The organism is Nitrosomonas oligotropha (genome assembly GCF_900106555.1).
Classification (GTDB): Bacteria; Pseudomonadota; Gammaproteobacteria; order Burkholderiales; family Nitrosomonadaceae; genus Nitrosomonas; species Nitrosomonas oligotropha_A.
This window is the reverse complement of the sequence record NZ_FNOE01000022.1, coordinates 19,536-45,868: the sequence shown is the minus strand read 5'-3', so window position 1 is coordinate 45,868 and position 26,333 is coordinate 19,536. Positions and strand designations below refer to the sequence as shown.

The following is a 26,333-nucleotide window of genomic DNA, read 5'->3' as shown; positions in this document are numbered from 1 at the left end:
CTTCCCGATAAAACCCAGCATAGTGCAGCTTGCTTTCTCACAAGCACTGTTGCTCAATGTCCTTACCAGATCGACTATGCTTATTCTGACAACGGTAAAGAATTTAAAGGAACTGACAGCCACGCTTTCGTCAAAGCTTGCAGGCAGCACGGTATCGGTCAGAAGTTTACCCGCATCAATCGTCCGCAAACCAACGGTAAAGCTGAGCGGGTTATCCGCACCCTGATGGATATGTGGCACAGCAAGATTCACTTTAAAGACTGCGCCGATCGGCACATTCAGCTTCTCCGTTTCATTAATTTCTACAATACCGTTAAGCCTCACAAGAGTTTGAATAATGCCACCCCTTATGAAATACTCACCGCTTATTTCAATCAACCTATCTGTAAACAACTCTGAGATTTCTTACACCTAAGCAATTCTTCTACGTATGCGCGAGATGCTTCTGGCGAAACTTCGATGTAGGCCAGCACGGAATCTCGAAATACTTCAAGTATGATTTCCTTAGCATCACTGACACTATGATTTTGCTCGTGATCTTCTATTGCCGGACGCCAAATAGATGTCCATCTGTCGTTATCGAGTTTGGCCAAAACACTCTCAAGCCGGGCTTGAAGAATTTTAATGACTTCTATACCAAGTTCTTTTCCCGCCTTTCCAGCTACTGCCTCAGTAACTTTTCTTGCATCCCAATGACGGAAACGAAGTCGGACTTCTTTTTCATTTCCAAATTCATGTTCGGATTGGTGGAACTCCAATCTGTAAATAATATCAAGCAACTTAACTGCCAATCTCTTACAATGATCATTGTTACTCTCCAGCAAAGCCGCAAGCCATTTCACACCAATTTCTTCAACGATGAGTCCACGCTCATAGGGATCGTTTAGCCAATAATCAATAAGAGCGATATCACTTTCTTGTATCAATTCTGATGGAATGTTTTGAATAATCTTTGCAAATTGCCACCAAGTTCGAAAGTTACTGATCTTATGCTCAATAGCATAATTTGTGACAGACCGGATAATCTCGATAAATTTCTCCGCGAATGGTTTGTTCTCTGCAGAATGGAACTCTGAACTTGCAGAAACCAAATATTCTAATGCTGGCCAAAAAGGAATTTGTACATAGCCTTCCTCTCTGGCCGATACAGGTTGTGGATTCTGATCAGGATTGAAATAACCAGCTTCACATAAGCTATCGAACCATTTCAAGCCTTTTACTTTTTGGAAAAAATATGGACGTAATTCTTCCTTATCTCTAATTCTTTTTAATAAATCAAGTTCATCCACAGTGAGCTTAACCATTACCAAGTACCTCATCTATCCGCGCAATATCATCAGCTAATAGAGGTTTTTTTATCTGCATTTTTGGCACCCAGTTTTTTAAGATGATTTCTTGTTGTTTGTAGTCTTCATGATCTCGCACAAATCCAATTAAATGAACACCAAACGATCTCGAGTAATACTTATAAAGATTTTCATAAAGTGGGTTTTGGCTTTTGAAATAGCCTTGCAATGCGAATCTTCTCCGATCCGTTGTTGATTCAACAGCACCTCTTCTTAATATATGTTCCAGAATCTCAACTTCTTCAAGCCCATAACCAATAAACAATACAATCTTCTTGCTAAACAATTCATGAAGAAAATGTTGTACATTTTCATGGTCGTAATGTTCCAGGTATTGCTTAGTAGTGATCACCATAGTATCCGGTCTACTAATAGCTCCGTGTAAGTGAATTACGGTTCCAGGTTGATCTAGGAATTTTGCGAAGAAATCATTCTTATCTGAAATACGATGGATATCATTGGGTTTAATTGACATTGATGGATCATTTCTTTTCTCATGGAATCTTGGTGCTAAAAGTTCATCATAATTGGTTGTTACACAAACTGATCCAATATCATTGATCGATTTATAGATACTGTTTTCTTCAGATTTTTCTTTGAAAAATTTCGCAAGACCGAGATCATGTTGGTTCTCTTCAGCAATAAGTTTTGCAATTGATAATTGCTTTTTTGGATCAAGAAGCTGTAATTGCTCAAGCTCAGAAAAGTCAATCCAGCCTTTACTTCTAGCCCATTCCAAAACATCTTTTGCCAATTCATTCCAACTCGGTAAGCCCAGTAACTTTGATACTCCAGCTCCCACAAAAATGACTAATTGACCATTCAATGCGGCTTCACAAATTTCCGGCGGTAATTCTGGAAGTTCTCGTAATGATGGCGGTTTATTCATTTGATATTCTCTTTGGCTTGTACGCACCCGCGCGGACATTGAGCGATTTGATGAAAGGAAACACCTGATCGCGGAACACGGCGAACTTGCGCTCGGGATCGAAATCCTTAAAGCACGACCAGCGCAGATCGCTTTGATCGGATTCAAAAATAGAGTTCTCAATCGATTTGCCAAGCAGGCTGGCCTGTTTTTCCTTCGCAGTATGCAACTCATCCAGGCGCTTGGCGAACAGTGAATAGGTGATCTGCTCGGTCACCGACAGCGGATTGGATACGCCGCCCGACCAAAAGGTGTTCCAGATGTGATCGACCTGATTTTTGATGGCGCCGGTCATCATGATTTGGACACTTGTGCTCTATCTTGAAAAACCCCAGCGTAAAACAATCGGTACGGAAAATGAACGAAAATCTGCCGCCCGGCATTAAGCACTCCATCCTTTACCGTCAGGTATTCGCTCGGCGTAAAAATATTACCGTTTAACCATCCTCTTCTGTCAACGAATAGTAACCTGCTTCGTTAATTGCTCTCGAATGACAGGCTCCCGGCTTGATGGGAGTACCAGAATTGCAGCTTTACAAAAAATTTAACTTATAAAATATGCTCGCTCCGCGCTTGTTATGAGAAAACTTAATATCGCCTATACCTGTAACGTAAGAAAACCATGGATGGAAGACGAGCGCTATGGTGAGTTTGAAGGTCCGGATACCATCAAAGCGGTGACGGCAGCGCTGGAGCGCATCGGCGCGAATGTCGAATTGATCGATGTCGGGCCGGATATTTACGCTCAGCTCGAGCAGCGCAAAGAACAGATCGATTTGGTATTCAATAACACCGAAGGATTGGATGAAAAGGAATTGCGTGAAGCCATCGTGCCGTTCTTTTGCGAACACCTGCATATTCCCTACACCGGCAGCAGCCCTAAGACTTTCATCAACAAGATGGATAAGGCGACGGCCAAGAAGATCGTTGCGTATGACGATGTGCCGACCGCACGCTTTCAGCTCATGATGCCGGAAGAACAGCTCGGCGATTTAGCTTTCCCGTTGATGGTAAAACCCTACAGCGAAGGCACCAGCATCGGCATTAGCCAAAAGAGCAAAGTGCACACGATCGCAGAGCTCAATGAAGCCGTGGGCGCGGTTTATGCGCAATTCAACCAACCGGCGCTCGTTGAAGAATTCCTGCCCGGCAACGAATACACCATCGGCCTGATTGGCCATTATGTGCTGCCCATCCTCGAAATCGACTTCGCCAAGATTCCCGGACAACCGCATGTACGCGACCCGCATGTAAAAGATATCGAAAACCCCTACATCTCGCATCTTGATTGGAGCGAGAAAGCGAAAAGCTACGCGAAAATTGCCATCGAAGCGCACGAAGCGCTTGAAGTGCGCGACTATAACCGCATGGATTTTCGCGAGCGCGACGGCCAGCTGTATTTCCTGGAAGCCAATGTGATTCCTGGCGTTCACCCAACCGAGGCGGATCTGACCAACATGTGCCGTCACGCAAACATCGCGCACAACGACATGATCGCTTTGATCGTTTACACCGCCGTGCAGCGGCTCTCACTCAGATACCCGGAACGATTTGCAGGAAAAACCGAATTGCTCGCAAACCTGGTGAATCAGGCCATCGGTAAAGCAGCTCACGCAGGTACGATCAGCTATCGCGACCGGATGTACACCTTTTTAGGAAAACCAACGGCAGAACACACATCATGATTGTATCGATCTCAAAAGAACTGCACGCCAGCCTGATAAAAATTGCGCTGCAAGACATTGGCCCCATGTATGAAGCAGCCATTCGTGGCGAACTGGAAGACATCGCGCGCGGTAAGAATTTTGGCGTTTGCGCCATGGATGACGGAAAACCGGTCGGTTATGCCATTGCCAGAAAGACGGTTGATACCTATCACCTGCTGACATTGGCGGTTGATAAGGAACATCGCAACAAAGGGTTCGGTTCTCTGATGCTGGATAGTGTTTTCGCGGAGATCGAGCGGCAAGGCGGAAAAATCCTCAATGTCGTAACCGACGCCGATGCCAATGAAAGTTTGCGGTTTTATCTGAAAAACGGCTTTGCTTTGACCGGCATTGTGCAAGAAGAATTTATCCCGGGCGTAGCCCAGGCGCATCTCACAAGGCGGGCGGGCTACAGGCCCTTTAGCTAGGCAAGTAAGCAGTATTTCTTGCCATTTCATAACGATGCATTCAAAAAATGGACTGGATCATGAGAATTAAAGCGACAAAAATGGATGGGTGTGGCAATTCTTTCCTCGTGGTGGATGAGATGAAAACGCCTTTGGCTGGGTTTAATCGATCGCTGATTTCAAGCGCGCTGGCTACGCAGCACGAAACCGACGGCATTCTTTTCGTGGATGTGGATCCCGTGCAACGCACGCCGACAATGAAAATCTTCGATTGCGACGGCACTGAGGAAACCATGTGCGGTAACGGTCTACGCTGCGCGACGCGTTATTTTCACGATACCTATATCCGTAACGATATTTTCTCGATTGTCACCGGCGACGGCAAAAAGGAAGTACGCGTCATTGACGATTTGACCGAGGTGAATTTAGGTGAAGCGCGAGAATACCGGCAAATTAACGATCAATTGCATTACGTTTTCACCGGTGTTCCGCATGTGGTGGTGATCGGTTCGGAAATGAGTTTGGAAAATGCCAGAATCTTTGGCCGATCGATACGCGAAGAAAAATCGTTGTGTGAATTTGTCGGCCACCCGGAAGGCGTTAACGTTAATTTTATCTGGCGCGATACAGACGGCATTTCCGTGCGCACGTTTGAAGTCGGCGTGGAGGATGTCACGCTGAGCTGCGGAACAGGGAGTGCGGCAAGTGCGTATGTAGCCGCAAAAGTCTTCGGCACACCGTTACCGATAATCACTAACTCCCTTGGCGGCAGCCTGAAAATTTCGGACACTGACGGGCGCCTGTCAATTCGCGGCTTGACGCGCTATCAAGGCAAGGTCATCGGATTTGTGAATAACATCCACCCTAAATCCACCAGTCCGATTGACTATCATCACCAGCAACAACAAAACTGGTGATTCACAACCCACGCGAGTGCTTACTTAAGGTTATTCTTCATGGAATTTTCAATTGTTACGTTTTTGTTAATCATGGCTGCAATGGCACTCGCTGATGTTTGCTGGACACTATATTTTATCGATGTGGAAGAAAGAAGAGCACACCCCGCCGCATTCTGGTCTGCAATGATTATTCTGGTCACCGCATTCACCGTCACCAATTACGTCGAAAACAAAATTTATATTGCAGCCGCTTTTTTGGGTGCGTATTGCGGCACCTACGTAACAATCCGGTGGAAACTGAAAAAAGAAACTGAGATGAAGCAAAAATCGCTCGTTGAATAACCCTCACCCAACATTCAATTCCCTCTCTAGCCGATCCTCAATCGGCTAGATCGCAAAACTCAAAGCAACCATTCTCTTCTTTGCCGTTGTGACCGCCTCGCATTTAAAGCGAAGCGGATGCATTCGAATATTAATTAATCAAATCATCAAAATAATGTATATTTTTACAAATCATTCAATTGACTGTGAACGGAATTTGTATCAACGAATCATAGACGTCAATTGGATTTTCAGCGGTACCAGTGCATTCCATGGCGATAACTTTTTATTCGCAATCAAGGCTAGTTGATCCGCGAAATAGCGACTCCGCCATTGATTCTACTGCTAGAAGTAAAACAGGCTTTGCCCTTTTCTCTCATTGATGAAAGAATGCGCGGGTTCCGGAAAAATCCGGCATTGGCGTTTCCATCGCCTGTATTCACGAAAAGTCAGGCGGATGATTCTAGCGGGCTTTGATTAATTACTAGAAAGGATACTTTGCTATGAAAAAAATTCTCATGATCGGCTCATTAGTATTTTCCTTGCTTCTCTACGGAAGCTTTATACTAACCGGCAATGGCGCCGTACTTGCTTTTGTATTATTGGGGCTCGTTATCTCTTTTATCTGCGCAATGTTGTTCTTGTCGAATAAATAGATCGCGCGAAGGTATTTAAATTTTCCCTATTGCCATTATATTAAAGCAATACACAGCATCACCAATGTGCTATAAGGTTGGAAATAATAGAAATTCACTGGAAATAATGCTCAAAAATCACTGAGCAATTTTTGCGGCATAGTTTATGGTAAAACAGTTTGAATACAAGATATTTGCTATATAAACAAACTGTTATGAGTACTGATGGTGCCCAGAAGAGGACTCGAACCTCCACACCCGAAGGCACATGGACCTGAACCATGCGCGTCTACCAATTCCGCCATCTGGGCAAGCGACAACCGTGTCAGGCTGTCAAAGAACGCGTAATTCTATAGGAAACCATTGTTTTGTCAATTAAGAAGAATCAAAAACTGCGTAATCTGGATCCGCATCTCAAACGCGAGAAAGAGCGCTACAAAAGTCCATTACCAAGCCGGGAATATATTCTGCAAATTTTGCAACAGCAGGGAATCCCGTTGGCTGAGCAGGTATTACAGAAATTACTGGATATTACAAAAAAAGAAGAAGAGTTATTTAACCGCCGGTTAACGGCGATGATGCGCGAAGGTCAGATTTTCCGCAACCGCAAAGGCGATCTCTGCGTGATGGAAAAACTCGATCTGATCAAAGGCCGAGTACAGGGCCATCCCGACGGATTCGGTTTTCTGATTCCCGATGACGCCAGCCCGGATTTGTATCTCAGCGCAAAAGAATTGAACAAAGCGCTGCATGGCGACCGGGTCCTGGTACGCGAAATCGGATTGGACCGGCGCGGACGCCGGGAAGCTACCATTGTGGAAGTTCTGGAGCATACCAATACCCAGCTGGTGGGACGGTTGTATATCGATCATGGCATTTTATATGTCGTGGCCGAAAACAAACGTATCAGCCAGGATATTCTGATCGCCAAGGAGCATTCTCTCAAAGCCAAAGCCGGTCAAATTGTCATTGTCGAAATCATCCAGCAGCCGAATAAACAAACGCAGCCGATCGGCAAGATTATCGAAATTCTGGGCGACTACACCGCACCAGGAATGGAGATTGAAATCGCTTTGCGCAAACACGACCTGCCGTACATTTTTCCACCCGAAATAGAAAAACTCTCCGCCAAGTTTCCCAAAAATGTTTTAAAAAAAGAACTGAAAGGACGCAAAGATATCAGCCATTTACCGCTGGTCACCATCGATAGCGAAACCGCGCGCGATTTTGACGATGCTGTTTATTGCGAGGAAATCGGTGATGGATACCGGTTATATGTAGCGATTGCGGATGTCAGTCACTATGTCAAACCCAAAGATGCGATTGATCAGGAAGCGCTGAGCCGGGGCAATTCCGTGTATTTTCCGCGCCGCGTCATTCCGATGCTGCCGGAAGCGCTCTCAAACGAGTTGTGTTCGCTCAATCCGGACAAAAACCGCTTATGCATGGTGTGTGAAATCCAATTTCAAAAAAATGGCGAAATACTCGATTATGTTTTTTATCCCGCGGTGATGCGTTCGCACGCGCGGCTGACTTACAACATTGTTGCGGCGATCCTGGCCAATCCGAAAGGTGCCGAAGCCAAGGAACACACCGCGCTGCTGCCGCACTTGCAACTCACTTACAAATTGTTCAAAGCGCTGCTCAAGGCACGCAAAAAACGCGGCGCGATCGACTTTGAAACCACCGAAACGCAAATGTTTTTTAACGATCAAGGAAAAATCGAAAAGATTGTGCCGGTGCAACGCACCGAAGCACATCGTTTGATCGAAGAATGCATGCTAGCAGCGAATGTCTGCGCGGCGGATTTCCTGCAAAAGAACGGCCAAACCACACTGTATCGCATCCATGAAAGCCCGGTTCCGGAAAAAATCGAAGCGTTGCGCAATTTCCTGAAGGAATTCGGCATTCAACTGGGCGGCAAGACCAAACCGGGCGCCAAGGATTACGCGCAAACCTTGCTTAAAATTCAAGGCAGACCGGATGCGCAATTGCTGCAAACCGTCATGCTCCGGTCGTTGAAACAGGCTATCTACAGCCCGGACCTGAGCGGACATTTCGGGCTGGCGTACGATGCCTATACCCATTTCACTTCACCGATCCGGCGCTACCCCGATTTGCTGGTGCACCGCGCGATTAAAGCAGTCTTGCAAAGTGAAACCTACAATCCCGGCGATTGGAACGAACTGGGTCTGCATTGCTCAATGACCGAGCGGCGCGCCGACGACGCCACGCGAGATGTCGAATCCTGGCTCAAGTGTTTTTATATGCAGGATAGAATCGGTGAGTGTTTCGATGGCGTGATCAGCAGCGTGACCGGCTTTGGTTTGTTCGTTGCCCTGGATAATGTGTATGTTGAAGGGCTGGTGCATATTTCCGAGCTACCGAGTGATTATTTTCACTTCGATGCAACCAAGCATCTTTTGCTTGGCGAGCGTAGCGGCAAGCAATACCGCCTCGGCGACCGGCTACGCGTGAAATTGGTCCGTGTCGACCTGGAAACCAGCAAAATCGATTTTGTGTTAGCCGAGCCGGATAAAAAACCGGAACGAGTCAAAACCCAAGCAAAAGGCGAGGCAAAAAACCAAGCAAAAGATCAAGCAAAAACCAAGACTCCGGCCAAAGGTAAGAAATTGCATTCATGAATGATGAATTGCTCTAAAATACGCGCAAAAATCAATCATTCAGCAAAATCAGCCGGTCATTTCCCAATGGAGTTTTTAGGTTAAAACGTGTCCAACACTCGCTTTATCTTTGGCTTTCATGCCATTACCAGCCGTTTGCGGCAAAATCCGGAGAGCATCAAAGAGATTCTGATCGATGCGGCGCGGGACGATCAACGCGCACGCACACTCATCCAACTGGCTGAAAGCCGGAAAATCCGTCTGCTCCCGTGTGATAGCGCCAAACTTAGCGCTATAACTGACAGCGAACGTCACCAGGGCGTTGTGGCCAGTATCGACAGTGCACGCAGCCACATCGGCCTGGATGATGTTTTGGATACACTAACCGGACCGGCGCGGCTGCTGGTGTTGGATGGCATTCAGGATCCGCACAATTTGGGGGCGTGTCTGCGCGTCGCCGATGCATTCGGCGTGCATGCCGTGATCGCGCCGAAAGATCGCGCGGTTGGGTTGACTGCTACGGTTTACAAGGTCTCCAGCGGTGCAGCAGATACCGTGCCCTATATTGCCGTCACCAATTTGGCGCGCACTTTGAATCAATTAAAAGAACGTAACATTTGGATATTTGGCACTGCGGAAGATGCGGAATACGACTTGACGCATTTCCCGATCCAGGGCGCTGTCGCTTGGGTGCTTGGTTCCGAAGAAAAAGGACTACGGCGCTTGACGCGCGAGAGTTGCGACCAATTGGTACGGATTCCGATGCAAGGCAGTATCGAAAGCCTGAATGTCGCTGTCAGCGCCGGCATCTGCCTGTTTGAAACGCATCGCCAGCAATCTTTGGTCTGAACTGTGCACCTGCTAAAATACCGCTCATTTTCCGGCAACGGCGATTCCCGTTATGCACAATAATGCAACACCATAAAATTTTATATCTTTATTCTCAACCATGAATTCATCCGCTCACCCACATTTCAAAACCCATTTCGTCGAGCTATTCCGTGCAGCCGCCCATGCCATCGCCACACCGGATGCCAATGTCCGCATCGAGTTGACGCGCACCAAACAGGCCAATCACGGCGATTATTCATGCAATCTGGCCATGCAACTGGCTAAACCGCTGCATAAGAACCCGCGCGAAGTGGCGAATTTATTGATCAATGCCCTGCCCCCCTCACCTTATTTGGAAAAAGTAGAAATAGCAGGCGCCGGATTCATCAATCTGTTCCTGAAAAATTCCGCGAAACAGCAATGCGTGCATCACGTGTTACAAAGCAAAGAGACATTCGGCCACAGTGATTCCGGTCAAGGAAAAAAAATCCAGGTGGAATTCGTCTCGGCCAATCCGACCGGCCCCTTGCATGTCGGGCACGGACGCGGCGCCGCGATTGGTGCCAGCCTGTCGAGTGTACTGACCGCTGCCGGTTTCAATGTATCGCGCGAATTTTATGTGAACGATGCGGGCCGCCAGATGGACATTCTGACGCTTTCCACCTGGCTGCGGTATCTGGAGCTTAACGATATCCATATTCCGTTCCCGCAAAACGCGTATCAGGGAGACTACGTCAAGTCGATGGCCCATTTGATTCATCAAGCACACGCCGAGCGTTATGTGCATCACCCGGAATTGGTGTTGGACGGCTTGCCCGTCAGTGTCATGGAAACCGTCGTGAGTACCGACGAACATTTGGATCAGTTAATTGCCAATGCCAAAAAAGTACTCGGCCAGGATTATGCGTATATTCATAATTTTGTGCTCACAGAACAATTGGGCGATTGCCGCAACGATCTGATGGAATTCGGCGTTGAGTTCGATACGTGGTTCTCCGAGCAATCGTTATACGATAATGGCTCAGTCGCACGTACCATCCAATTGCTCAAGGAAAAAAAATATTTATACGAACAAGATGGCGCGATCTGGTTCCGCTCCACCGATTTCGGCGATGAAAAAGACCGGGTGGTGCAGCGGGAAAATGGCCAATTTACCTATTTCGCATCCGACATCGCTTATCACCTGAATAAATTCGAGCGCGGTTACGAACAAGTCATCAATATCTGGGGCGCGGATCATCATGGTTATATTCCGCGCGTGAAAGGCGCATTGCAGGCGCTCGGGCTGGATCCGGCAAAACTGGAGATCGCTCTGGTGCAGTTTGCCGTGCTCTACCGCGACGGTAAAAAAGCGCCCATGTCGACCCGCTCCGGCGAGTTTGTCACGCTGCGGGAATTGCGCGAGGAAGTCGGCAAGGATGCCGCGCGGTTCTTTTACGTAATGCGTAAAAGTGACCAGCATTTGGATTTCGATCTGGATCTGGCCAAATCACAAAGCAATGAGAATCCGGTTTATTACGTGCAGTACGCTCATGCGCGGGTATGCAGTGTATTGGCGCAATGGGATGGCGATGCCGCCGATCTGGTTGAAGCCGATACGGCAGAACTATCCAGTCCTGCCGAGTTGGCATTGCTGCAAAAATTGATTGATTTCCCCGATACCGTGGAAATGGCGGCGAAGGAATTTTCTCCCCATCTGATCGCGTTTTACCTGAGAGAACTGGCCAGCGAATTTCATAGTTACTATAATTCAACACGTTTTCTGGTACCCGAGATTGCCTTGCAAAACGCCCGTCTAGCGTTGATTGCAGCTACCCACCAAGTACTGAAGAATGGAATGACGCTACTCGGCGTCAGCGCACCTGATAAAATGTAACCGGATTACTGTATAAGGATACACATGAGTCGAGATTATAAGACCCGCAGACCAACAAAATCCACACCGGAAAAAGGCGGTTCCGCGTTTTTTGGCGGATTTGTCGGTTACGCATTGGGTCTTGCGAGTGCAATTGGCATATGGCTATATTTTAATTATGCGCCCAGTCCGTTTTTACCGGCTGACAAAGTAGTGAGCTCATCGGAAAAAAACCAAACACAACCTGCCTCTGAAACTCCAAAAGCCGCGGAAAAACCGGCACAACCAGAACCTTTGGCCGTCGTGGAAGAAAAACCCCGGTTTGATTTTTACAAAATACTGCCGGGCATCGAAGAACCGGAGATTGACCAGGATTTCAAGCGTGCGGCTGAACCGCCCGCACAACCGAAAATAGCCGCGAAAACACCGGAAAACAATAAACCGGCCGAAATCGTGCCACAGCCTGTTCCACCCCGCGCAACAGTTATCATCCCGGTCACTCCTCCTCCGCAACAGATCGCTGCGGTACCACCACGCGCGCTCCCGGCGGAACCGAAGCAACCGCCGCAGCCGCAACAACAGCCCCCGGTAACACCACAAACCAAAGCGCCCGCAGCGGCGAAAGAGAAAATTTTCCTGCAGGCCGGATCATTCAGAAAAAATGACGAAGCGGAAAATATGAAAGCGCGCCTCGCGATGCTGGGTGTATTCGCATCCGTACAACCGATCGATCTGGCGGAAAAAGGAACTTGGTACCGTGTGCGGATCGGACCGTTCAACAACAAAACGGATAGCGACCAAACTAGCGCATCACTCAGAGAAAATGGCATAGAGACGCAATTTGTCAAATTACAATAACAGTGCATCGCCACCTTTTAGTTACACTTTCCCCAAGGTTATATCACCCGCCGCACCCCGTTAAATACTTTATTTAAGGAGTAATAGCATGAATCGATATCAAGCCGTTGCAGTTTTCTTCTTAGTATTAAGTTTTGGTTTAATCAATCTGCCCGCGGCCTACGCCGACATCGTGGAAGGTAAGGACTATACCGTTCTGGCAAAGCCGCAGCCGACCGAAGACAGCAGTAAGATCGAAGTTCTGGAATTCTTCTGGTATGGCTGCCCGCACTGTTACAGCCTGCACCCGCATCTCAAAACCTGGCTCGCGAATATTCCCGGTGATGTCAGTTTTCAATATGTGCCCGCAATTCTTCGCCCCACTTGGGTTCCCGCCGCAAAAATATTTTATGCCATCGAGGCGATGGGAATAGCCGGTACGCTGCACGATAAAGTGTACGATGCCATCCATCGCGACAAAATTGACCTGAATAACGAATCCGTCTTGTTCGATTGGATTGAAAAACAAGGCATCGACAGAAAGAAATTTGAAAATACCTACCAATCCTTTGCCGTGCAAAATCAAGTATCAAGATCGACACAAATGTCACGTCAGTATCAGCTCAACGGCGTTCCCACACTGATTATCAATGGCAAGTATCTTACCAGCGGAAGAATGGGCGGCTCACCGCAAGATACCATCAAAACTTTGGAAGCATTGCTTGAGAAAGTACGCAAGGAAAAATAGCGGCACGCCGGTTTTATCTTTCCGGGTTTAATTCCTCGCTCCCTGAAATCTAACCGGCAACTTGTAAAACCTACTCAGCACCTCGCCGCTTGCGGCGGGGTGCTTTATTCCCCCCTACCATAACCGGTCACAATCCAAAAAATACTAATTCAATACTGTATTAAAATACATATCACCAGAAAACTCGCCGCATATGACGGCAAAATCTCAGCAAAATTATTTCAAGAAAAACGGCATTCTTTAACCCTGTTATCAACTAACCTTTATTTGTGCCACTAATAAAAAACAATATATATTGATATTAGATTTTGATTTTCAGCAGAAAAAATCTAAAACCAACAGCAAAAATTTTTTACGCCAATCCAATGGCAATTTTTCTTGAAAGAAATTTAAAATGGGATTTATTCAATTACCCAATACTTCGGAAGATACATCCAGCTTCCCGGAAGCTGCTACAGAAAAAAATACGCGCACCAAAACCATCAAAGATCGCCTGCTCGAAGCAACCACGCATCATCCAGTTGTCCTCATCCGATGATCAATCCATTCAACAATTGGCCTACTTCGTGTTAGCGGCTGTTTCATTAACACAAAAAATTCTGCGCTTATCCAACTCCGTCGCCCACAGAACCGGATCCAACAAAGTCAACACCAATATCACCAAGGCCATATTTCTGCTGGGTTTTAACTCAGTCAAGACATGCGCGCTGGCCATGCTTTTGGTAGACGGTATGTCCGGCAAACGCGCAGAGCTGGTTCGCACTGAATTAATACATGCGCTGGCAGCCAGCATGATCAGCCACGAGCTCGTCAAGGCCAGCCATTTTATCGATGCGGAAGAGACAGCGATCACCGCTTTGTTCAAGAATCTTAGCCGTTTATTGCTTGCTGCCTATGATCATGACTTGTATCAAGAAATGATGGCACTCATAGCGCAAAGCACGCATACGCCGGTGCAAGCATCCATGCAGGTTTTGGGGTTCAATCTTGATACCCTGACAGAGACTATCCTGGAAAAATGGTGCATTCCCAACACGATTATTCAAGGACTTAGAAGCAGGCCTTTCGGCAATCTCGGTGTTGCCAGAAGCAAACAAGAGTGGATGCAACAAGTTGCTGAATTGAGTGAAAAGGTCGCGCCGCTGGTCGTAGAAACCGGTAACCCGGAAGATCCGGAACTGAAAAACAAACTGCTGACACGCTTCGGTAAAGCGCTTAATCTCGATAAGCCCAAATTGGATCAGCTGATACTGGATGCGAAAATAGAAACACGCGCCTTGCTGATCAATGCAAACTTGCTCGATGCGGATCGCAACAAAACAGTATGCACAGAAATAGCACGTGCCGAATTCAACATGCCTGTCGATGAAGACTTATTGAGCGAGTTGATCATTGCCCATGATGAAACGGAAAATACGCAAATTATCCAACGTTATCCCAGCGGCAAGCCCTATAATGCATCGGCATTATTATTAACCGGTGTGCAGGATGTCAGTGAAATTATGGCGCCCGGCAATTATAAATTGGACAGTTTGATCATGCTGGTTCTGGAAACTTATTATAATAGTTTGGGCTTTCGTTTCATCACACTCTGCCTTAGGGATCCTAAAATGAATCAATATCGCGCCCGGAGTTCTCTCGGGGAAAACAACATGGACTTCCAGAAAGCGTTTAGCTTTCCGATGTCATTCTCCCCCGATGTGTTTCATTTGGCGCTGAAAAGAAATGCCGATCTATTGATTTCAGACGCCTGCACAGCCAAAATCCATACACTGATTCCGCAATGGCATAGAGATCTATTTCCCGATGCGCGCAGCTTCATGGTGCTTCCACTGGTAGCAAACAATAAACCCATCGGCTTATTCTATGCAAACCGTGAAGCGGAAGCCCCGGAAGGAATTACCGCGGACGAAATCCGTCTGATCAAGACATTAAAAGGTCAAGCTTTAACAGCCTTTAATTCAAGATAAAATAATGATTGCATACATGACAGGCAAAAAATGACGCAATTGACAGGTTACTTGTTTATCATCAGCGCACCATCCGGAGCCGGTAAAACCAGTTTGGTCAAATCGTTGCTGCGCTCGGACTTGAATCTCAGTCTATCGATTTCGCACACGACACGTCCGCCACGTAACGGGGAAGTCGATGGTTGTGATTACCATTTTGTAAATAAAGAAACATTCCAGCAAATGCTGCTAAATGGCGAATTTGTGGAAAGTGCTGAAGTTTATGGCAATCTTTACGGTACCTCGCAACAATGGATCAATCAGGCGACCGCATCAGGACAGGACATTCTGTTAGAAATCGACTGCCAGGGCGCAAAACAAATACAGCAAATTTTTCCTCAAGCTATCAGTATTTTTATTCTCCCGCCTTCCGCTGATGCGCTGGCAGCGCGCTTAAAAACACGTGCGCAGGATGATCCCGAGGTTATCCGGAAGAGACTGTCCGCAGCACGGGAAGAAGTCAGTCATATTGCAGAATTCGATTATATTATTATCAACAATCAGCTTGATGAAGCACTGAATGATCTGATTTGTATTATTAAAGCGGAACACTTAAAAAAAGAACGGCAGATAATAAAACATCGTGCACTCATCACCGAATTGTCATAATGCATTTCCAGCCAGATAGTGGCATCATTTTTTGTCTTTTTATTGTAAAATCCATCCATAACTCACAATAGGAACGCATACGATGGCACGAATTACCGTTGACGATTGTTTAAAGAGAATACCTAACCGGTTTGACATGACTTTGGCTGCAACGACACGCGCCAGACAGCTGGCGATCGGCTCGGCTCCATTGGTGGAACCTGGACGCAATAAAGCGACCGTCATCGCCTTGCGAGAAATCTCGCAAGGCAAAATAGGGTTGGATATACTGAATCCCAGAAACATGTAATACAGCCTTTGTACTAAGACTGTCTTAAGTTGTCATCTCTTTCCCACGGGATGCGTGCCAACAGCCAATGCCTCGATTGCCGATACTCCTGTAACGGTTGCCAATCCAAGTTAAAACTCGAATAATGAGTTGCGCATGATTTGGCTGGCATATATGGGATTTATAAAACGCTATGCCAGAAACAGAACAGCTATTCATAGAAACATCGCAATATCTCAAGCCGGAGGATATTACTCAACTTAGAAATGCTTATTCTTTCGGCCAAGGGGCGCATTCCGGCCAATTCCGCAAATCCGGCGAGCCCTATATCTCTCACCCGGTTGCGGTTGCGAGAATTCTGAGCAAGCTCCATCTTGACGCTCCCACGCTGACAGCCGCTTTATTACATGATGTGGTTGAAGACACGGCTATTTCCAAAGCGGAAATCAGCGAAAGATTTGGCGAACCGGTAGCGGAACTGGTTGACGGTGTTTCCAAACTGACCAAAATCGAATTCCAAACCCAAGAAGAAGCGCAAGCCGAGAATTTCCGCAAGATGCTGTTGGCCATGGCGCGCGATGTGCGGGTCATACTCATCAAACTGGCGGATCGATTGCATAATATGCAAACACTCGACGTCATGCTGCCGGCAAAACAACGTCGCATTGCCCGCGAAACCCTGGAAATTTACGCCCCGATCGCACATCGGCTGGGGCTCAATAATATTTACCAGGAACTGCAAGAATTGGGTTTCCGCTATTCTTATCCATTGCGTTACCGTGTTCTGCAAAAAGCCACCAAGGCCGCGCGGGGCAACCGGCGTGAAGTCGTGGGTAAGATTCTCGATGCCATCAACCTGAAATTAAAAGAAGCAGGACTCGATGCGGACGTGACCGGACGGGAAAAGCATTTGTTCAGTATTTACATGAAGATGGTGGAGAAACGTTTATCATTTTCCGAAGTGCTGGATATATACGGATTCCGTGTGATTGTTAAAGACATTCCGTCCTGTTATGTCGCGCTAGGCACGCTGCACAGCTTATACAAACCCATTCCCGGCAAGTTCAAGGACTATATTGCCATCCCCAAAACCAATGGCTATCAATCGCTGCACAGTACATTATTGGGCCCGTTTGGCATACCGATTGAAATTCAAATCCGCACCGCCAGTATGCACCGGATCGCCGAAAACGGCGTTGCTTCGCATTGGCTCTATAAAAGCTCAGATGGCGATTTCAATGATCTGCGCTTAAAAACCAGCCAATGGTTGCAAAGTCTGCTGGAAACGCTCAGCGACTCAACAGATTCCATGGAATTCCTGGAGCATCTCAAGATTGATCTATTCCCAGGCGACGTTTTCGTTTTCACCCCGCAAGGAAAAATTCTTTCCTTGCCAAGAGGCTCAACTGCCGTCGATTTCGCTTATGCCGTGCATTCCGATGTAGGCAATTGTTGTGTTGCGGTAAAAATTAACAGTGAAAATGCGCCATTGCGCACCAAACTGAAAAGCGGTGATCGGGTTGAAATCGTCACCGCCCCATACGCCAAACCCAATCCCGCCTGGCTCAGTTATGTCGCAACCGGCAGAGCACGCTCGCATATTCGTCATTTCCTCAAAACCATCCAGTACGACGAATCGGTCAAATTAGGTGAACGCATGCTCAATCAAGCATTGCTATCCTTTAACATGAATCCGGATACGATTACCGAAGCACAGTGGGAAAAATTAGTACGCGACAGTGGTGTTAAATCGAAAGAGGAATTGCTAGCCGACATGGCGCTGGGTAAACAACTACCGGCCGTTGTGGCGAAACGCTTGGCTTCTCCCGCAGAATCCATTTCTCCTGCACAAAAAGCAGGCCCGATCACGATCTTGGGAACCGAGGGAATTACCGTTCAGTTCGCCAAATGTTGCCGCCCTATTCCCGGAGACGCCATTATCGGTGTGATCAAAAAGGATTCCGGATTGATCATCCATACGCATGATTGCGGTAATGTCACCAGCAATCAGAAGAATCCGGAAAATTATTTGGATGTAACCTGGGGTAAAGACATCACTCGAACCTTTGAAGCCGCCATCAAGGTCACGACGGCGAATAAACAAGGGGTACTGGCGAGGATCGCTGCTGAAATTGCCAAAGCCGAGTCCAATATTGACGATATCGCCATGGAAAGCGAAGACGACTTCATGCACATGCGCTTTACTCTGCAAGTCAACAACAGACATCACCTTGCACGGGTTATGCGCAGTTTGAGACACCTGCGGGAAGTCGCAAAAATCAGCCGCACGAAAGGCTGATATTGTTTACACAGCGGCAATAAAACTACCCGCTGGAATCCCCGCCGCGGGCGTCAATCCTGCTAATAACGGCTCAGTATAATCTCCAGCACGAACTTGCTGCCAATATAGGCAAGTAATAAGGTGACAAATCCCGCCAACGTCCAGCGAATTGCAATTCGCCCCCGCCAGCCGTAAAACTGCCTCCCGGTCAGTAAAGCCGCAAAAACTCCCCAGGAAATAAAACCGAACAATGTCTTATGTGAAAAAGTCAAAGGCTGGCCAAACACTTCTTTTGAAAACATCACACCGCTTAAAAGCGTCAGCGTCAATAAAATAAAACCAACCCAAATAATGTGAAACAATAATTTTTCCATCGCCAGCAACGGTGGCAAATTCGTCAGCACCGAACGCGCGGCCGGATGATGCAATTGGCGCTCCACCACGGTCATCAGTAAAGCATGCAATGCCGCGATGGTCAGCAAGCTGTAGGCCATCATGGCAACCAGCAAATGCGCTTTAAATGCTGGCAGTTCGGTATTCTCGAGTGTTCGCAACGATGGAAAAAACAGCGGCAATAAAACCGCAATAGCGGAAGCTGCGGCAACGGGCGCAACCAGCGTTTGCAATCCTTGCAACCGTTGAAAAAATCCAGAGAACCAGTAAATAAAGGCAGTCAGCCAAACAATCACCGAAATTGCATTACTTAACCCGAAGCTCAACCCCGCACCAGCAAACATCGACTGATAAAGTGTGATGGCATGCAATGACAAAGGAATAAGCATGGCATAATGCATCCAAGTGACCGATGCGGGTGCACGATCATTTGCGGGCAATGAAGATTGCCCCCACGTAGTGCGCCAAAAATACCAACCGATCAGTATATAAAGCAAAAAAGCCGCAGGATAAGTTAAAATGCTGGTCATTGAGGGTATCAGTTTTAAAAGGCAGAAATAACTGTTAAGTCTACATGGCACGTTAACAAATTCAAAGTACTCACCCGGAATTTGTTAATCCCGGACACGCCCATTGTTCTAAATTCATCTTATTTTATGAGGTCTACAGCATGTTTGATAACCTGACAAGCCGTCTCAGTGGCGTCATTAAAACATTACGCGGAGAAACGAGGCTTACGGAAAGCAATATCCAGGATGCTTTGCGCGAGATTCGCCTGGCGTTGCTGGAAGCCGATGTCGCTTTACCGGTCGTCAAAGATTTCATTGCCAGCATTAAAGAAAAAGCCATCGGCCATGAAGTCATGAGCAGCCTTACTCCGGGACAAGCTTTGGTTGGCGTAGTTTACCAGGAATTGATCGCCATCATGGGCGGCGACAAATCCGACCTTAATCTTGCAACGGTGCCGCCTGCCGTTATCCTCATGGCGGGGTTGCAGGGCGCCGGTAAAACCACGAGCAGCGGCAAGCTGGCCAAGTGGATCATGGAGCATAAGAAAAAGAAAGTATTGTTAGTGTCTTGTGACATCTACCGCCCGGCCGCGATTCACCAGTTGGAACTGCTGGCGCAGCAAACTGGCGCCGATTTTTTCCCGGTTAAAGATGGGCAGAAACCGGGCGAGATCGGTGCAGCCGCCTTGGATTTTGCACGCAGGCATCACCATGAAGTCATGATCGTCGACACTGCCGGCCGGTTAGGTATCGACGAAGCCATGATGCAGGAAATCAGCGAGCTGGAAGCATTGCTGAAGCCGATTGAAACCTTGTTTGTCGTGGATGCAATGCAGGGGCAGGATGCCGTCAATACCGCCAAGGCATTTTCCGATGCGTTACCGCTAACCGGGGTCATTCTGACCAAGCTCGATGGTGATGCACGTGGCGGTGCTGCGTTATCGGTCAAACACATTACAGGCAAACCGATTAAATTCGCCGGTGTCGCGGAAAAATTAACCGGACTCGAAATCTTCCATCCGGACCGGATGGCATCGCGTATTCTGGGCATGGGTGACGTGCTGGGGTTGATTGAAGAAGCACAACGCAATGCCGATCAGGAAGAAGCCGAAAAACTGATGAAGAAAATGAAATCAGGCAAGTCGTTTGACTTGAATGATTTCAAAGCGCAATTTCAACAAATGCACAAGATGGGTGGCATGAGCGCGTTGATGGATAAACTGCCGACGCAATTCAGCCAGGCGGCGCAGAATGTCAAAGTGGATGACAAAATAATTCACCGCACAGTAGGCATTATCAATTCCATGACTCAGCAGGAACGCACCAAACCGGAAATTCTTAAAGCCTCACGCAAGCGCCGCATCGCGGCGGGCGCGGGTGTTACCGTACAAGAAGTCAATCGCCTGCTGGCACAATTCGAGCAAGCTCAGAAAATGATGAAGATGATGAATAAAGGCGGGATCTCTAAAATGATGCGCGGACTCAAAGGTATGATGCCGCGCATGCATTAACTGATCAATCGGCGGCAGGCGCCCGTTCCAACCCGGTGACTTGGGTGCCTGCGGTTATCTTTCTTACCGCGAACCATCCCTTATTCATTTCCAGCGCATATTTCGCCATTCCCGCCGCATCGTGCGACGTCAACGTTTCCGGCTGCATCTCGGCAATATTCAGAATGACGCCGCGCACATCGATAAAAGCAACACTCAGCGGAATATAGGTGTTTTTCATCCACATGCTGTAATAACCGCTGCCCGGAAAAACAAACAACATACCGGTATTCTCTTCCAGCGATTCCCGGTACATCAGCCCCTGCGAGCGTGATAGCTGGGTATGTGCCACTTCCGCGGCAATTTCATAGCCGGATATTGTCAATGGAATAACGTTGACTTCAGAGGAATAAGCACCGGCAGGCAGCAATCCCAAGACAATCAGCTGTATTACAAACCAGCGCATCAATGCTTCCCGGTGCTGCCAAACCCATCTTCGCCCCGGTGACTCTGATCGAAACTGTCCACCTGGTTGAATTCAACCTGAATCACGGGAACGATCACTAGCTGCGCAATGCGTTCCAGCGGATTCAGCTGGAATGACGTCTGTCCCCGGTTCCAACAGGAGACCAGAATCTGTCCTTGATAATCCGAATCAATCAGTCCGACCAGATTTCCCAGGACAATGCCATGTTTATGACCGAGTCCTGAGCGCGGCAATACCAATGCCGCCAACCCGGTATCAGCCAGATGGATCGCAATGCCGGTTGGAATCAAGTTGGTTTCCCCTGGATTAATCGTCATCGGTTGCTCAATACAGGCGCGTAAATCCAATCCGGCTGAACCTGGCGTGGCATAGGCCGGCAACTGTTCATGCAAACGCGCATCCAGAATTTTAATATCGATTTTTTTCATTCTTTTTTATTAGGTGAGTTGTACAGCAAGTGGATATGTTTGATCAAACGCCGTGCTTGTTCTATTTTAGATGCTTTGGAAAGAATGTGCTTACCCGCGTCATCCAATAAAATCAATTCGTTTTGATCGGAACCGATGGCATCTTGCGCTAAATTGGCCACCACCAGCGGCACATTCTTTTTGCGCCGCTTTATTGCCGCGTTTTTTTCAAGATTTTCTGTTTCTGCTGCAAAACCGACGCAGAAAGGTGGTTTTGGCATGTTTGCTACCGTTTCCAGTATATCCACAGTAGGAACCAATTCCAGCAGCAGCTTGCCAGCAGACTTTTTTATCTTTTGCTGGCTGTACTGGGCTACGCGGTAATCCGCAACGGCAGCGACACTGATAAAAATATCGGCTTGCGCTATTTCTGCTTGCACTGCACGCAACATATCCTCGGAGCCAACTACTGCGATGAATTTGCTTACGGCAGGCGGCGCCAAACAAACCGGCCCGGAAATAAGCGTAACGGTTGCACCGGCTTCAGCTGCCGCTTGCGCTATGGCGTAGCCCATCTTTCCAGAACTGCGGTTGGATATGCCTCGCACCGCATCAATCGCTTCAAATGTAGGGCCTGCGGTCAGTAAAACTTTTTTGCCCTGCAACAACGGAGTGGTTTGAAAAACCATCCGGACTGCTTCGGCCAGTTCATCCGCTTCCAGCATGCGGCCCATCCCAATTTCACCGCAAGCTTGCTCGCCGCTGGCTGGACCAACTATTTTTATGCCATCTTGCCGCAGCAGGGATAAATTGCGCTGGGTCGCCGGATTCTCCCACATTTGCCGGTTCATTGCGGGTGCTATCATCAACGGACAATCTCGCGCCAAGCAAAGCGTCGTCAGCAGATCATCGGCCATACCATGGGCAAGTTTGGCGATAAAATCAGCACTGGCCGGTGCTGTTAAAATCATATCCGCATCGCGGGACAGGTTGATATGCGCCATGTTATGCAGGGCATTGGCATCCCATAGATCGATATAGACAGGATTGCCGGTTAAAGATTGGAAAGTGACGGGGCCAACAAAACGGCAAGCCGCTTGCGTCATAACCGTTTGCACATCAACTCCGCTCTGCGTTAGCAGGCGGACCAATTCCGCTACTTTGTAAGCGGCTACACCACCGGTTACACCCAATATCAAACGTTTTTTCGATGCAGAAGACGCATATGCGGCCATCATAAGCAAAATTCCAAAATAAACTCAATCCGATCAATATACTAAAATCAAGAAATAATAGGCAACCCGGTACATGACTTATTTATTCTACTCAATAGAGCTCATCCGTTGCCGCTATCAGTTACCACTGAAGCTGTTCCGGGTCAGGTCGCAAGCGATCTGTAAATACCGGCGGCGGTTCTTATTTTACATGACTCAGCAATTCACTATGGCGATTACAAATTGGCCGGTATCCGAACGGCCGCGCGAGAAATTATTACAAAAAGGCGCTACCGCCCTTTCGGATACCGAGCTACTGGCGATTTTCCTGCGCACCGGGATTACAGGTAAAAGCGCCGTGGATCTCGCACGGGAATTACTTTCACATTTTGGCAGCTTAACCAATGTATTCACTGCCAGTCAAACCAGTTTCTGCCAAATACCTGGAATGGGTATTGCAAAATATGCACAACTGCAAGCCGTATTAGAAATGGCTCGACGCTCACTCGGCGAGGAGTTGAAAAGCGGCAATGCAATGAATTCCCCCGGCTTGGTCCGGGATTTTCTGCGTTTAAGTCTGGCAAACAAACAGCACGAGGTATTTCTCGGCATTTTTCTCGATGCCAAGAACCATACGATCGCCAGTGAAGAATTGTTCAGCGGCACACTGACACAAGCCAGCGTTTACCCGCGCGAAGTGGTCAAGCGCGCTTTACATCATAATGCTGCTGCAATAATCTTCGCACACAATCATCCATCCGGAGTTGCTGAGCCTAGTCATGCAGACAAAGTATTAACTCAATCCTTGAAACAAGCATTGGCCATGATCGATGTTAAAGTATTGGATCACTTTATTGTAGGCAATGGCACTGCTTTCTCATTTGCAGAGAATGATTTAATTTGAGTTCACTACTCAAATCAGGATATAATCTTCGTTTTTAAGAATTCTGGAGTGCGCTAACATGGCACGAGTATGTGAAATAACTGGCAAAAAGCCAATGTCAGGTCATAATGTTTCTCACGCAAACAATAAAACTAAAAGGCGTTTTTTGCCCAATTTGCAACGCCGCAGATTTTGGGTTGAAAGTGAAAGCCGCTGGATTAGTTTACGATTAAGTAATGCGGCATTACGTACTATCGATAAGAATGGTATCGATGCAGTATTGGCAAAATTACGCGCTGAAGGTAAAGGCATTTAAGAAACTCACCGAAGGTTAGTTAAGGAGTTAGCATTATGCGTGAAAAAATAAAACTGGAATCCTCGGCAGGTACGGGGCATTTTTATACAACGACCAAGAACAAACGTGCAAAACCTGAAAAATTGGAGTTGATGAAATTTGACCCTGTTGCAAGGAAACACGTTAAGTATAAAGAAACAAAGCTCAAATAATATCAGCAACAACGAGCGCAATAAAAAACCCGCCGAAGCGGGTTTTTTATTGCGTAACTTTTATTCAGTTAGTTACTATGCGTAACACCGTAACCGCTGGGAAAAAGTTCTTAGCACTTCGATACCGCTTTCTTCCGCACGTCGGCACCAATCTTCCAACTCTTTAACCAATTCTTCGGTTGATGCTGTAGAGCGTTGCCAGATTTTGGCCAGTTCTTCACGCATGGTATACACTTTATCCAATGTTTTGGCATTACTAAGCACTTGACTCAGTTTCTCGCGTTCGTGCTCTTGCAATGTTTTGGAATCGGCAAGAATCCAATGTTTCAAGGTATTGTTATCCACGCCGTATTGCGCAGCCGCTTCTTTCAAATGAATGACTTCATTTGCAAAAGTTACTTTCAGCGATTTCGTATATTTGGCAAGAACTTCATAACGATGAGAAATCACAGCTTGCAATGTGTCCGAATCGCATTGGGTTTTTGCTTTATCAATACGCAATTTCGGAGCGATTTTTTTAACTTTTGCAAGTCCGAGGATTTCCAATGTCCGGATATACAACCAGCCGATATCAAACTCGTACCATTTATTGGATAATCGTGCAGAGGTTGCATAAGCGTGATGATTATTATGTAATTCTTCACCACCGATTAAAATACCCCAAGGGACAATGTTGGTGCTGGCGTCTTCCGCGCGAAAATTGCGATAACCCCAATAATGACCAACACCATTGATAATACCAGCAGCAAAAATCGGCGCCCAAATCATCTGCACCGCCCATATCGTAATACCAATAGGACCGAACAGAATCACATTAATAATCAACATCAGTGCTACACCTTTCGCACTATGCTTGGTATAAACATTACGTTCCAGCCAATCATCCGGCGTACCGTAACCATATCTTTTCAAGGTTTCTTCATTCTTTGCCTCTGCTCTGTACAGTTCCGAGCCTTCAGCTAAAACTTTCTTGATGCCATAAATAACCGGGCTGTGCGGATCATCTTTACTTTCACATTTCGCATGATGCTTACGATGAACCGCTGTCCATTGTTTGGTAACCATTCCAGTCGTCAACCACAACCAGAAGCGAAAAAAATGACTCGGTATCGGATGTAGCTCCAGCGCTCTATGGGCTGAATGACGATGCAGATAGATCGTGATAGACGCAATTGTGATATGCGTCAAAACTAAGGTGACGACCACATATCCCCACCACGGCATATCAAACACACCTGAAATCAATGTCAGAAAATCAGAAATCATATAAATTACCATCCTTTTAGGGGCTTACTAAAGCGCAAGCCGATATATAAAAACAAACCACCTGCCTACTTCAATTGCCTGCTTGGCATTACCAACGGCAATTGCATCTTTCTTTACTCACTATGAAATACTAAATTTTTATTACACTCTCATACAAAATTCTATACTACACTGGATAGAAATGAAATATTAATCTGAATTCATTATCTGCTTTAAATTTACGGTTTTAGCAAAACTAAGCCACACGCCGTTTCTTCACTTTTCATTAAAACTTCTCTCCATCCACCGGAAAAAATTAAACAACCGTCATTTACTCCATTGGGTATCCTCCAGTAAGCGCCATTCACCAGGCGCCAAACCTTGCAAAGTATATGTACCAATGGCATAGCGGATCAGTCGCAATGTAGGAAATAATACCGCCGCTGTCATCCGTCTCACTTGGCGATTCTTACCTTCACTCAGAATCAAAGATATCCAAGTGGTAGCAATATTTTTACGGTATCGGATAGGCGGCACGCGCTGCCAGAGGTGATTGGGTTCATCCATTAGAAAAGCTTGCGCAGGCCGGGTTTTGTAATCTTTCAGAGTGACGCCCTGGCGCAGCTGATTTAATGCCATTTCATCCGGTTTGCCTTCAACCTGAACCCAATAAGTTTTGGGCAATTTAAACTTTGGATCGCTAATTTGCTGCTGCAGCTTACCATCATCCGTTAACAGCACTAAGCCTTCGCTATCCGCATCCAATCGGCCTGCCGGATAAAAACCCGGTAACGGAATGAAATCTTTCAACGACTGATGCCCGCTTTCCGGTGTGAATTGGCAAATCACGCCATAAGGTTTATTAAATAGAATTAATCGAGACATAATGTCCGA

At 47.0% G+C, this 26,333-nt stretch carries 28 protein-coding genes and 1 tRNA gene; 19 read left to right on the top strand and 10 right to left on the bottom strand.

From position 1 onward, the window contains the following. Positions 1 to 69: 69 nt before the first annotated feature. The gene (locus BLU57_RS16885; protein ID WP_371113153.1) at positions 70 to 399 is read left to right on the top strand and encodes an integrase core domain-containing protein; all 330 of its coding nucleotides are present in this window, start codon (positions 70 to 72) and stop codon (positions 397 to 399) included. Here BLU57_RS16885 and BLU57_RS11580 read toward each other — a convergent pair. From BLU57_RS11580 to BLU57_RS11570, 3 genes are read right to left on the bottom strand one after another with little or no spacing between them, the layout of a single operon-like run. Next, positions 375 to 1,304 (bottom strand): hypothetical protein, encoded by a 930-nt coding sequence (locus BLU57_RS11580; protein ID WP_090320946.1) that lies wholly within the window; start codon positions 1,302 to 1,304, stop codon positions 375 to 377. The genes BLU57_RS16885 and BLU57_RS11580 overlap by 25 nt on opposite strands. After that, the gene (locus tag BLU57_RS11575) at positions 1,297 to 2,235 is read right to left on the bottom strand and encodes an SIR2 family protein (RefSeq protein WP_176776437.1); all 939 of its coding nucleotides are present in this window, start codon (positions 2,233 to 2,235) and stop codon (positions 1,297 to 1,299) included. The genes BLU57_RS11580 and BLU57_RS11575 overlap by 8 nt, the downstream gene beginning before the upstream one ends. After that, positions 2,228 to 2,572, bottom strand: coding sequence for a type I restriction-modification system subunit M N-terminal domain-containing protein (locus tag BLU57_RS11570; RefSeq protein WP_090320941.1), 345 nt, complete (start codon positions 2,570 to 2,572; stop codon positions 2,228 to 2,230). The genes BLU57_RS11575 and BLU57_RS11570 overlap by 8 nt, the downstream gene beginning before the upstream one ends. 280 nt (positions 2,573 to 2,852) lie before the next feature. Here BLU57_RS11570 and BLU57_RS11565 point away from each other — a divergent pair, with 280 nt between their 5' ends. From BLU57_RS11565 to BLU57_RS11550, 4 genes are read left to right on the top strand one after another with little or no spacing between them, the layout of a single operon-like run. Beyond that, on the top strand, positions 2,853 to 3,959 hold the full coding sequence (locus BLU57_RS11565) for a D-alanine--D-alanine ligase family protein (protein ID WP_090320938.1): 1,107 nt from the start codon (positions 2,853 to 2,855) through the stop codon (positions 3,957 to 3,959). Further along, positions 3,956 to 4,408 carry a GNAT family N-acetyltransferase gene (locus tag BLU57_RS11560; protein ID WP_090320936.1) on the top strand — a complete coding sequence of 151 codons (453 nt, stop codon included), beginning with the start codon at positions 3,956 to 3,958 and terminating at the stop codon, positions 4,406 to 4,408. Before BLU57_RS11565 ends, BLU57_RS11560 begins: the two co-directional genes overlap by 4 nt. A 59-nt stretch (positions 4,409 to 4,467) precedes the next feature. After that, on the top strand, positions 4,468 to 5,304 hold the full coding sequence (dapF, locus tag BLU57_RS11555; protein ID WP_176776436.1) for a diaminopimelate epimerase: 837 nt from the start codon (positions 4,468 to 4,470) through the stop codon (positions 5,302 to 5,304). A 39-nt stretch (positions 5,305 to 5,343) separates the two neighbouring features. Beyond that, positions 5,344 to 5,628: a hypothetical protein gene (locus tag BLU57_RS11550; protein WP_090320931.1), complete on the top strand. Its 285-nt coding sequence runs from the start codon at positions 5,344 to 5,346 to the stop codon at positions 5,626 to 5,628. 840 nt (positions 5,629 to 6,468) lie between these two features. On the opposite strand, the gene BLU57_RS11545 is transcribed toward BLU57_RS11550, so the two are convergent. Next, a tRNA-Leu gene (locus BLU57_RS11545) sits at positions 6,469 to 6,553 on the bottom strand. Between the two features lie 57 nt (positions 6,554 to 6,610). Between BLU57_RS11545 and rnr the strand changes: the two genes are divergently transcribed. The 10 genes from rnr (at position 6,611) to BLU57_RS11500 (ending at position 18,322) form a co-directional block, all read left to right on the top strand. Next, positions 6,611 to 8,887 (top strand): ribonuclease R, encoded by a 2,277-nt coding sequence (gene rnr, locus BLU57_RS11540; RefSeq protein ID WP_090320928.1) that lies wholly within the window; start codon positions 6,611 to 6,613, stop codon positions 8,885 to 8,887. 87 nt (positions 8,888 to 8,974) lie between these two features. Continuing rightward, positions 8,975 to 9,715 carry a 23S rRNA (guanosine(2251)-2'-O)-methyltransferase RlmB gene (rlmB, locus tag BLU57_RS11535; protein ID WP_090320924.1) on the top strand — a complete coding sequence of 247 codons (741 nt, stop codon included), beginning with the start codon at positions 8,975 to 8,977 and terminating at the stop codon, positions 9,713 to 9,715. Between the two features lie 100 nt (positions 9,716 to 9,815). Beyond that, positions 9,816 to 11,573, top strand: a complete 1,758-nt coding sequence (gene argS, locus BLU57_RS11530; protein ID WP_090320921.1) for an arginine--tRNA ligase — start codon at positions 9,816 to 9,818, stop codon at positions 11,571 to 11,573. 24 nt (positions 11,574 to 11,597) lie between these two features. Beyond that, positions 11,598 to 12,410, top strand: coding sequence for an SPOR domain-containing protein (locus tag BLU57_RS11525; RefSeq protein ID WP_090320918.1), 813 nt, complete (start codon positions 11,598 to 11,600; stop codon positions 12,408 to 12,410). A gap of 88 nt (positions 12,411 to 12,498) precedes the next feature. Then, positions 12,499 to 13,137, top strand: coding sequence for a thiol:disulfide interchange protein DsbA/DsbL (locus tag BLU57_RS11520; RefSeq protein WP_090320916.1), 639 nt, complete (start codon positions 12,499 to 12,501; stop codon positions 13,135 to 13,137). A gap of 394 nt (positions 13,138 to 13,531) precedes the next feature. Further along, on the top strand, positions 13,532 to 13,675 hold the full coding sequence (locus BLU57_RS16100) for a hypothetical protein (RefSeq protein ID WP_176776435.1): 144 nt from the start codon (positions 13,532 to 13,534) through the stop codon (positions 13,673 to 13,675). Next, positions 13,659 to 15,107 (top strand): HDOD domain-containing protein, encoded by a 1,449-nt coding sequence (locus tag BLU57_RS11515; protein ID WP_176776434.1) that lies wholly within the window; start codon positions 13,659 to 13,661, stop codon positions 15,105 to 15,107. Before BLU57_RS16100 ends, BLU57_RS11515 begins: the two co-directional genes overlap by 17 nt. A 30-nt stretch (positions 15,108 to 15,137) precedes the next feature. Continuing rightward, a complete protein-coding gene (gene gmk, locus BLU57_RS11510; protein ID WP_090320913.1) occupies positions 15,138 to 15,755 on the top strand; it encodes a guanylate kinase in 618 nt (205 codons plus the stop codon). A gap of 82 nt (positions 15,756 to 15,837) precedes the next feature. Then, a complete protein-coding gene (gene rpoZ / locus BLU57_RS11505; RefSeq protein ID WP_090320910.1) occupies positions 15,838 to 16,044 on the top strand; it encodes a DNA-directed RNA polymerase subunit omega in 207 nt (68 codons plus the stop codon). A gap of 172 nt (positions 16,045 to 16,216) precedes the next feature. Further along, positions 16,217 to 18,322 carry a RelA/SpoT family protein gene (locus BLU57_RS11500; RefSeq protein ID WP_090320907.1) on the top strand — a complete coding sequence of 702 codons (2,106 nt, stop codon included), beginning with the start codon at positions 16,217 to 16,219 and terminating at the stop codon, positions 18,320 to 18,322. A 62-nt stretch (positions 18,323 to 18,384) separates the two neighbouring features. On the opposite strand, the gene BLU57_RS11495 is transcribed toward BLU57_RS11500, so the two are convergent. Next, positions 18,385 to 19,227: a cytochrome C assembly family protein gene (locus tag BLU57_RS11495; protein ID WP_090320905.1), complete on the bottom strand. Its 843-nt coding sequence runs from the start codon at positions 19,225 to 19,227 to the stop codon at positions 18,385 to 18,387. Between the two features lie 140 nt (positions 19,228 to 19,367). On the opposite strand from BLU57_RS11495, the gene ffh reads away from it, so the two are divergent. After that, on the top strand, positions 19,368 to 20,717 hold the full coding sequence (ffh, locus tag BLU57_RS11490; protein WP_090320902.1) for a signal recognition particle protein: 1,350 nt from the start codon (positions 19,368 to 19,370) through the stop codon (positions 20,715 to 20,717). 4 nt (positions 20,718 to 20,721) lie between these two features. On the opposite strand, the gene BLU57_RS11485 is transcribed toward ffh, so the two are convergent. From BLU57_RS11485 to coaBC, 3 genes are read right to left on the bottom strand one after another with little or no spacing between them, the layout of a single operon-like run. Continuing rightward, positions 20,722 to 21,162: a DUF192 domain-containing protein gene (locus tag BLU57_RS11485; RefSeq protein ID WP_090320900.1), complete on the bottom strand. Its 441-nt coding sequence runs from the start codon at positions 21,160 to 21,162 to the stop codon at positions 20,722 to 20,724. Continuing rightward, entirely contained in the window at positions 21,162 to 21,611 is a 450-nt protein-coding gene (gene dut / locus BLU57_RS11480; protein WP_090320898.1) for a dUTP diphosphatase, read from the bottom strand. The genes BLU57_RS11485 and dut overlap by 1 nt, the downstream gene beginning before the upstream one ends. Further along, positions 21,608 to 22,825, bottom strand: a complete 1,218-nt coding sequence (coaBC, locus tag BLU57_RS11475; protein ID WP_090320958.1) for a bifunctional phosphopantothenoylcysteine decarboxylase/phosphopantothenate--cysteine ligase CoaBC — start codon at positions 22,823 to 22,825, stop codon at positions 21,608 to 21,610. Before coaBC ends, dut begins: the two co-directional genes overlap by 4 nt. Before the next feature lie 208 nt (positions 22,826 to 23,033). On the opposite strand from coaBC, the gene radC reads away from it, so the two are divergent. Genes radC through rpmG form a run of 3 tightly spaced genes read left to right on the top strand, consistent with a single transcriptional unit; the run spans position 23,034 to position 24,194 of the window. Then, a complete protein-coding gene (gene radC / locus BLU57_RS11470) occupies positions 23,034 to 23,708 on the top strand; it encodes a RadC family protein (RefSeq protein ID WP_090320895.1) in 675 nt (224 codons plus the stop codon). Between the two features lie 58 nt (positions 23,709 to 23,766). Continuing rightward, positions 23,767 to 24,003: a 50S ribosomal protein L28 gene (gene rpmB, locus BLU57_RS11465; RefSeq protein ID WP_090320891.1), complete on the top strand. Its 237-nt coding sequence runs from the start codon at positions 23,767 to 23,769 to the stop codon at positions 24,001 to 24,003. Between the two features lie 35 nt (positions 24,004 to 24,038). Further along, the gene (rpmG, locus tag BLU57_RS11460; protein WP_013966630.1) at positions 24,039 to 24,194 is read left to right on the top strand and encodes a 50S ribosomal protein L33; all 156 of its coding nucleotides are present in this window, start codon (positions 24,039 to 24,041) and stop codon (positions 24,192 to 24,194) included. Positions 24,195 to 24,269: 75 nt separating this feature from the next. Here the strand turns inward: rpmG and BLU57_RS11455 are convergent, their stop codons facing one another. Continuing rightward, positions 24,270 to 25,460: a DesA family fatty acid desaturase gene (locus BLU57_RS11455; protein ID WP_176776433.1), complete on the bottom strand. Its 1,191-nt coding sequence runs from the start codon at positions 25,458 to 25,460 to the stop codon at positions 24,270 to 24,272. A gap of 306 nt (positions 25,461 to 25,766) precedes the next feature. Then, positions 25,767 to 26,324 (bottom strand): rRNA large subunit pseudouridine synthase E, encoded by a 558-nt coding sequence (locus tag BLU57_RS11450; RefSeq protein ID WP_090320888.1) that lies wholly within the window; start codon positions 26,322 to 26,324, stop codon positions 25,767 to 25,769. Positions 26,325 to 26,333: the final 9 nt, after the last annotated feature.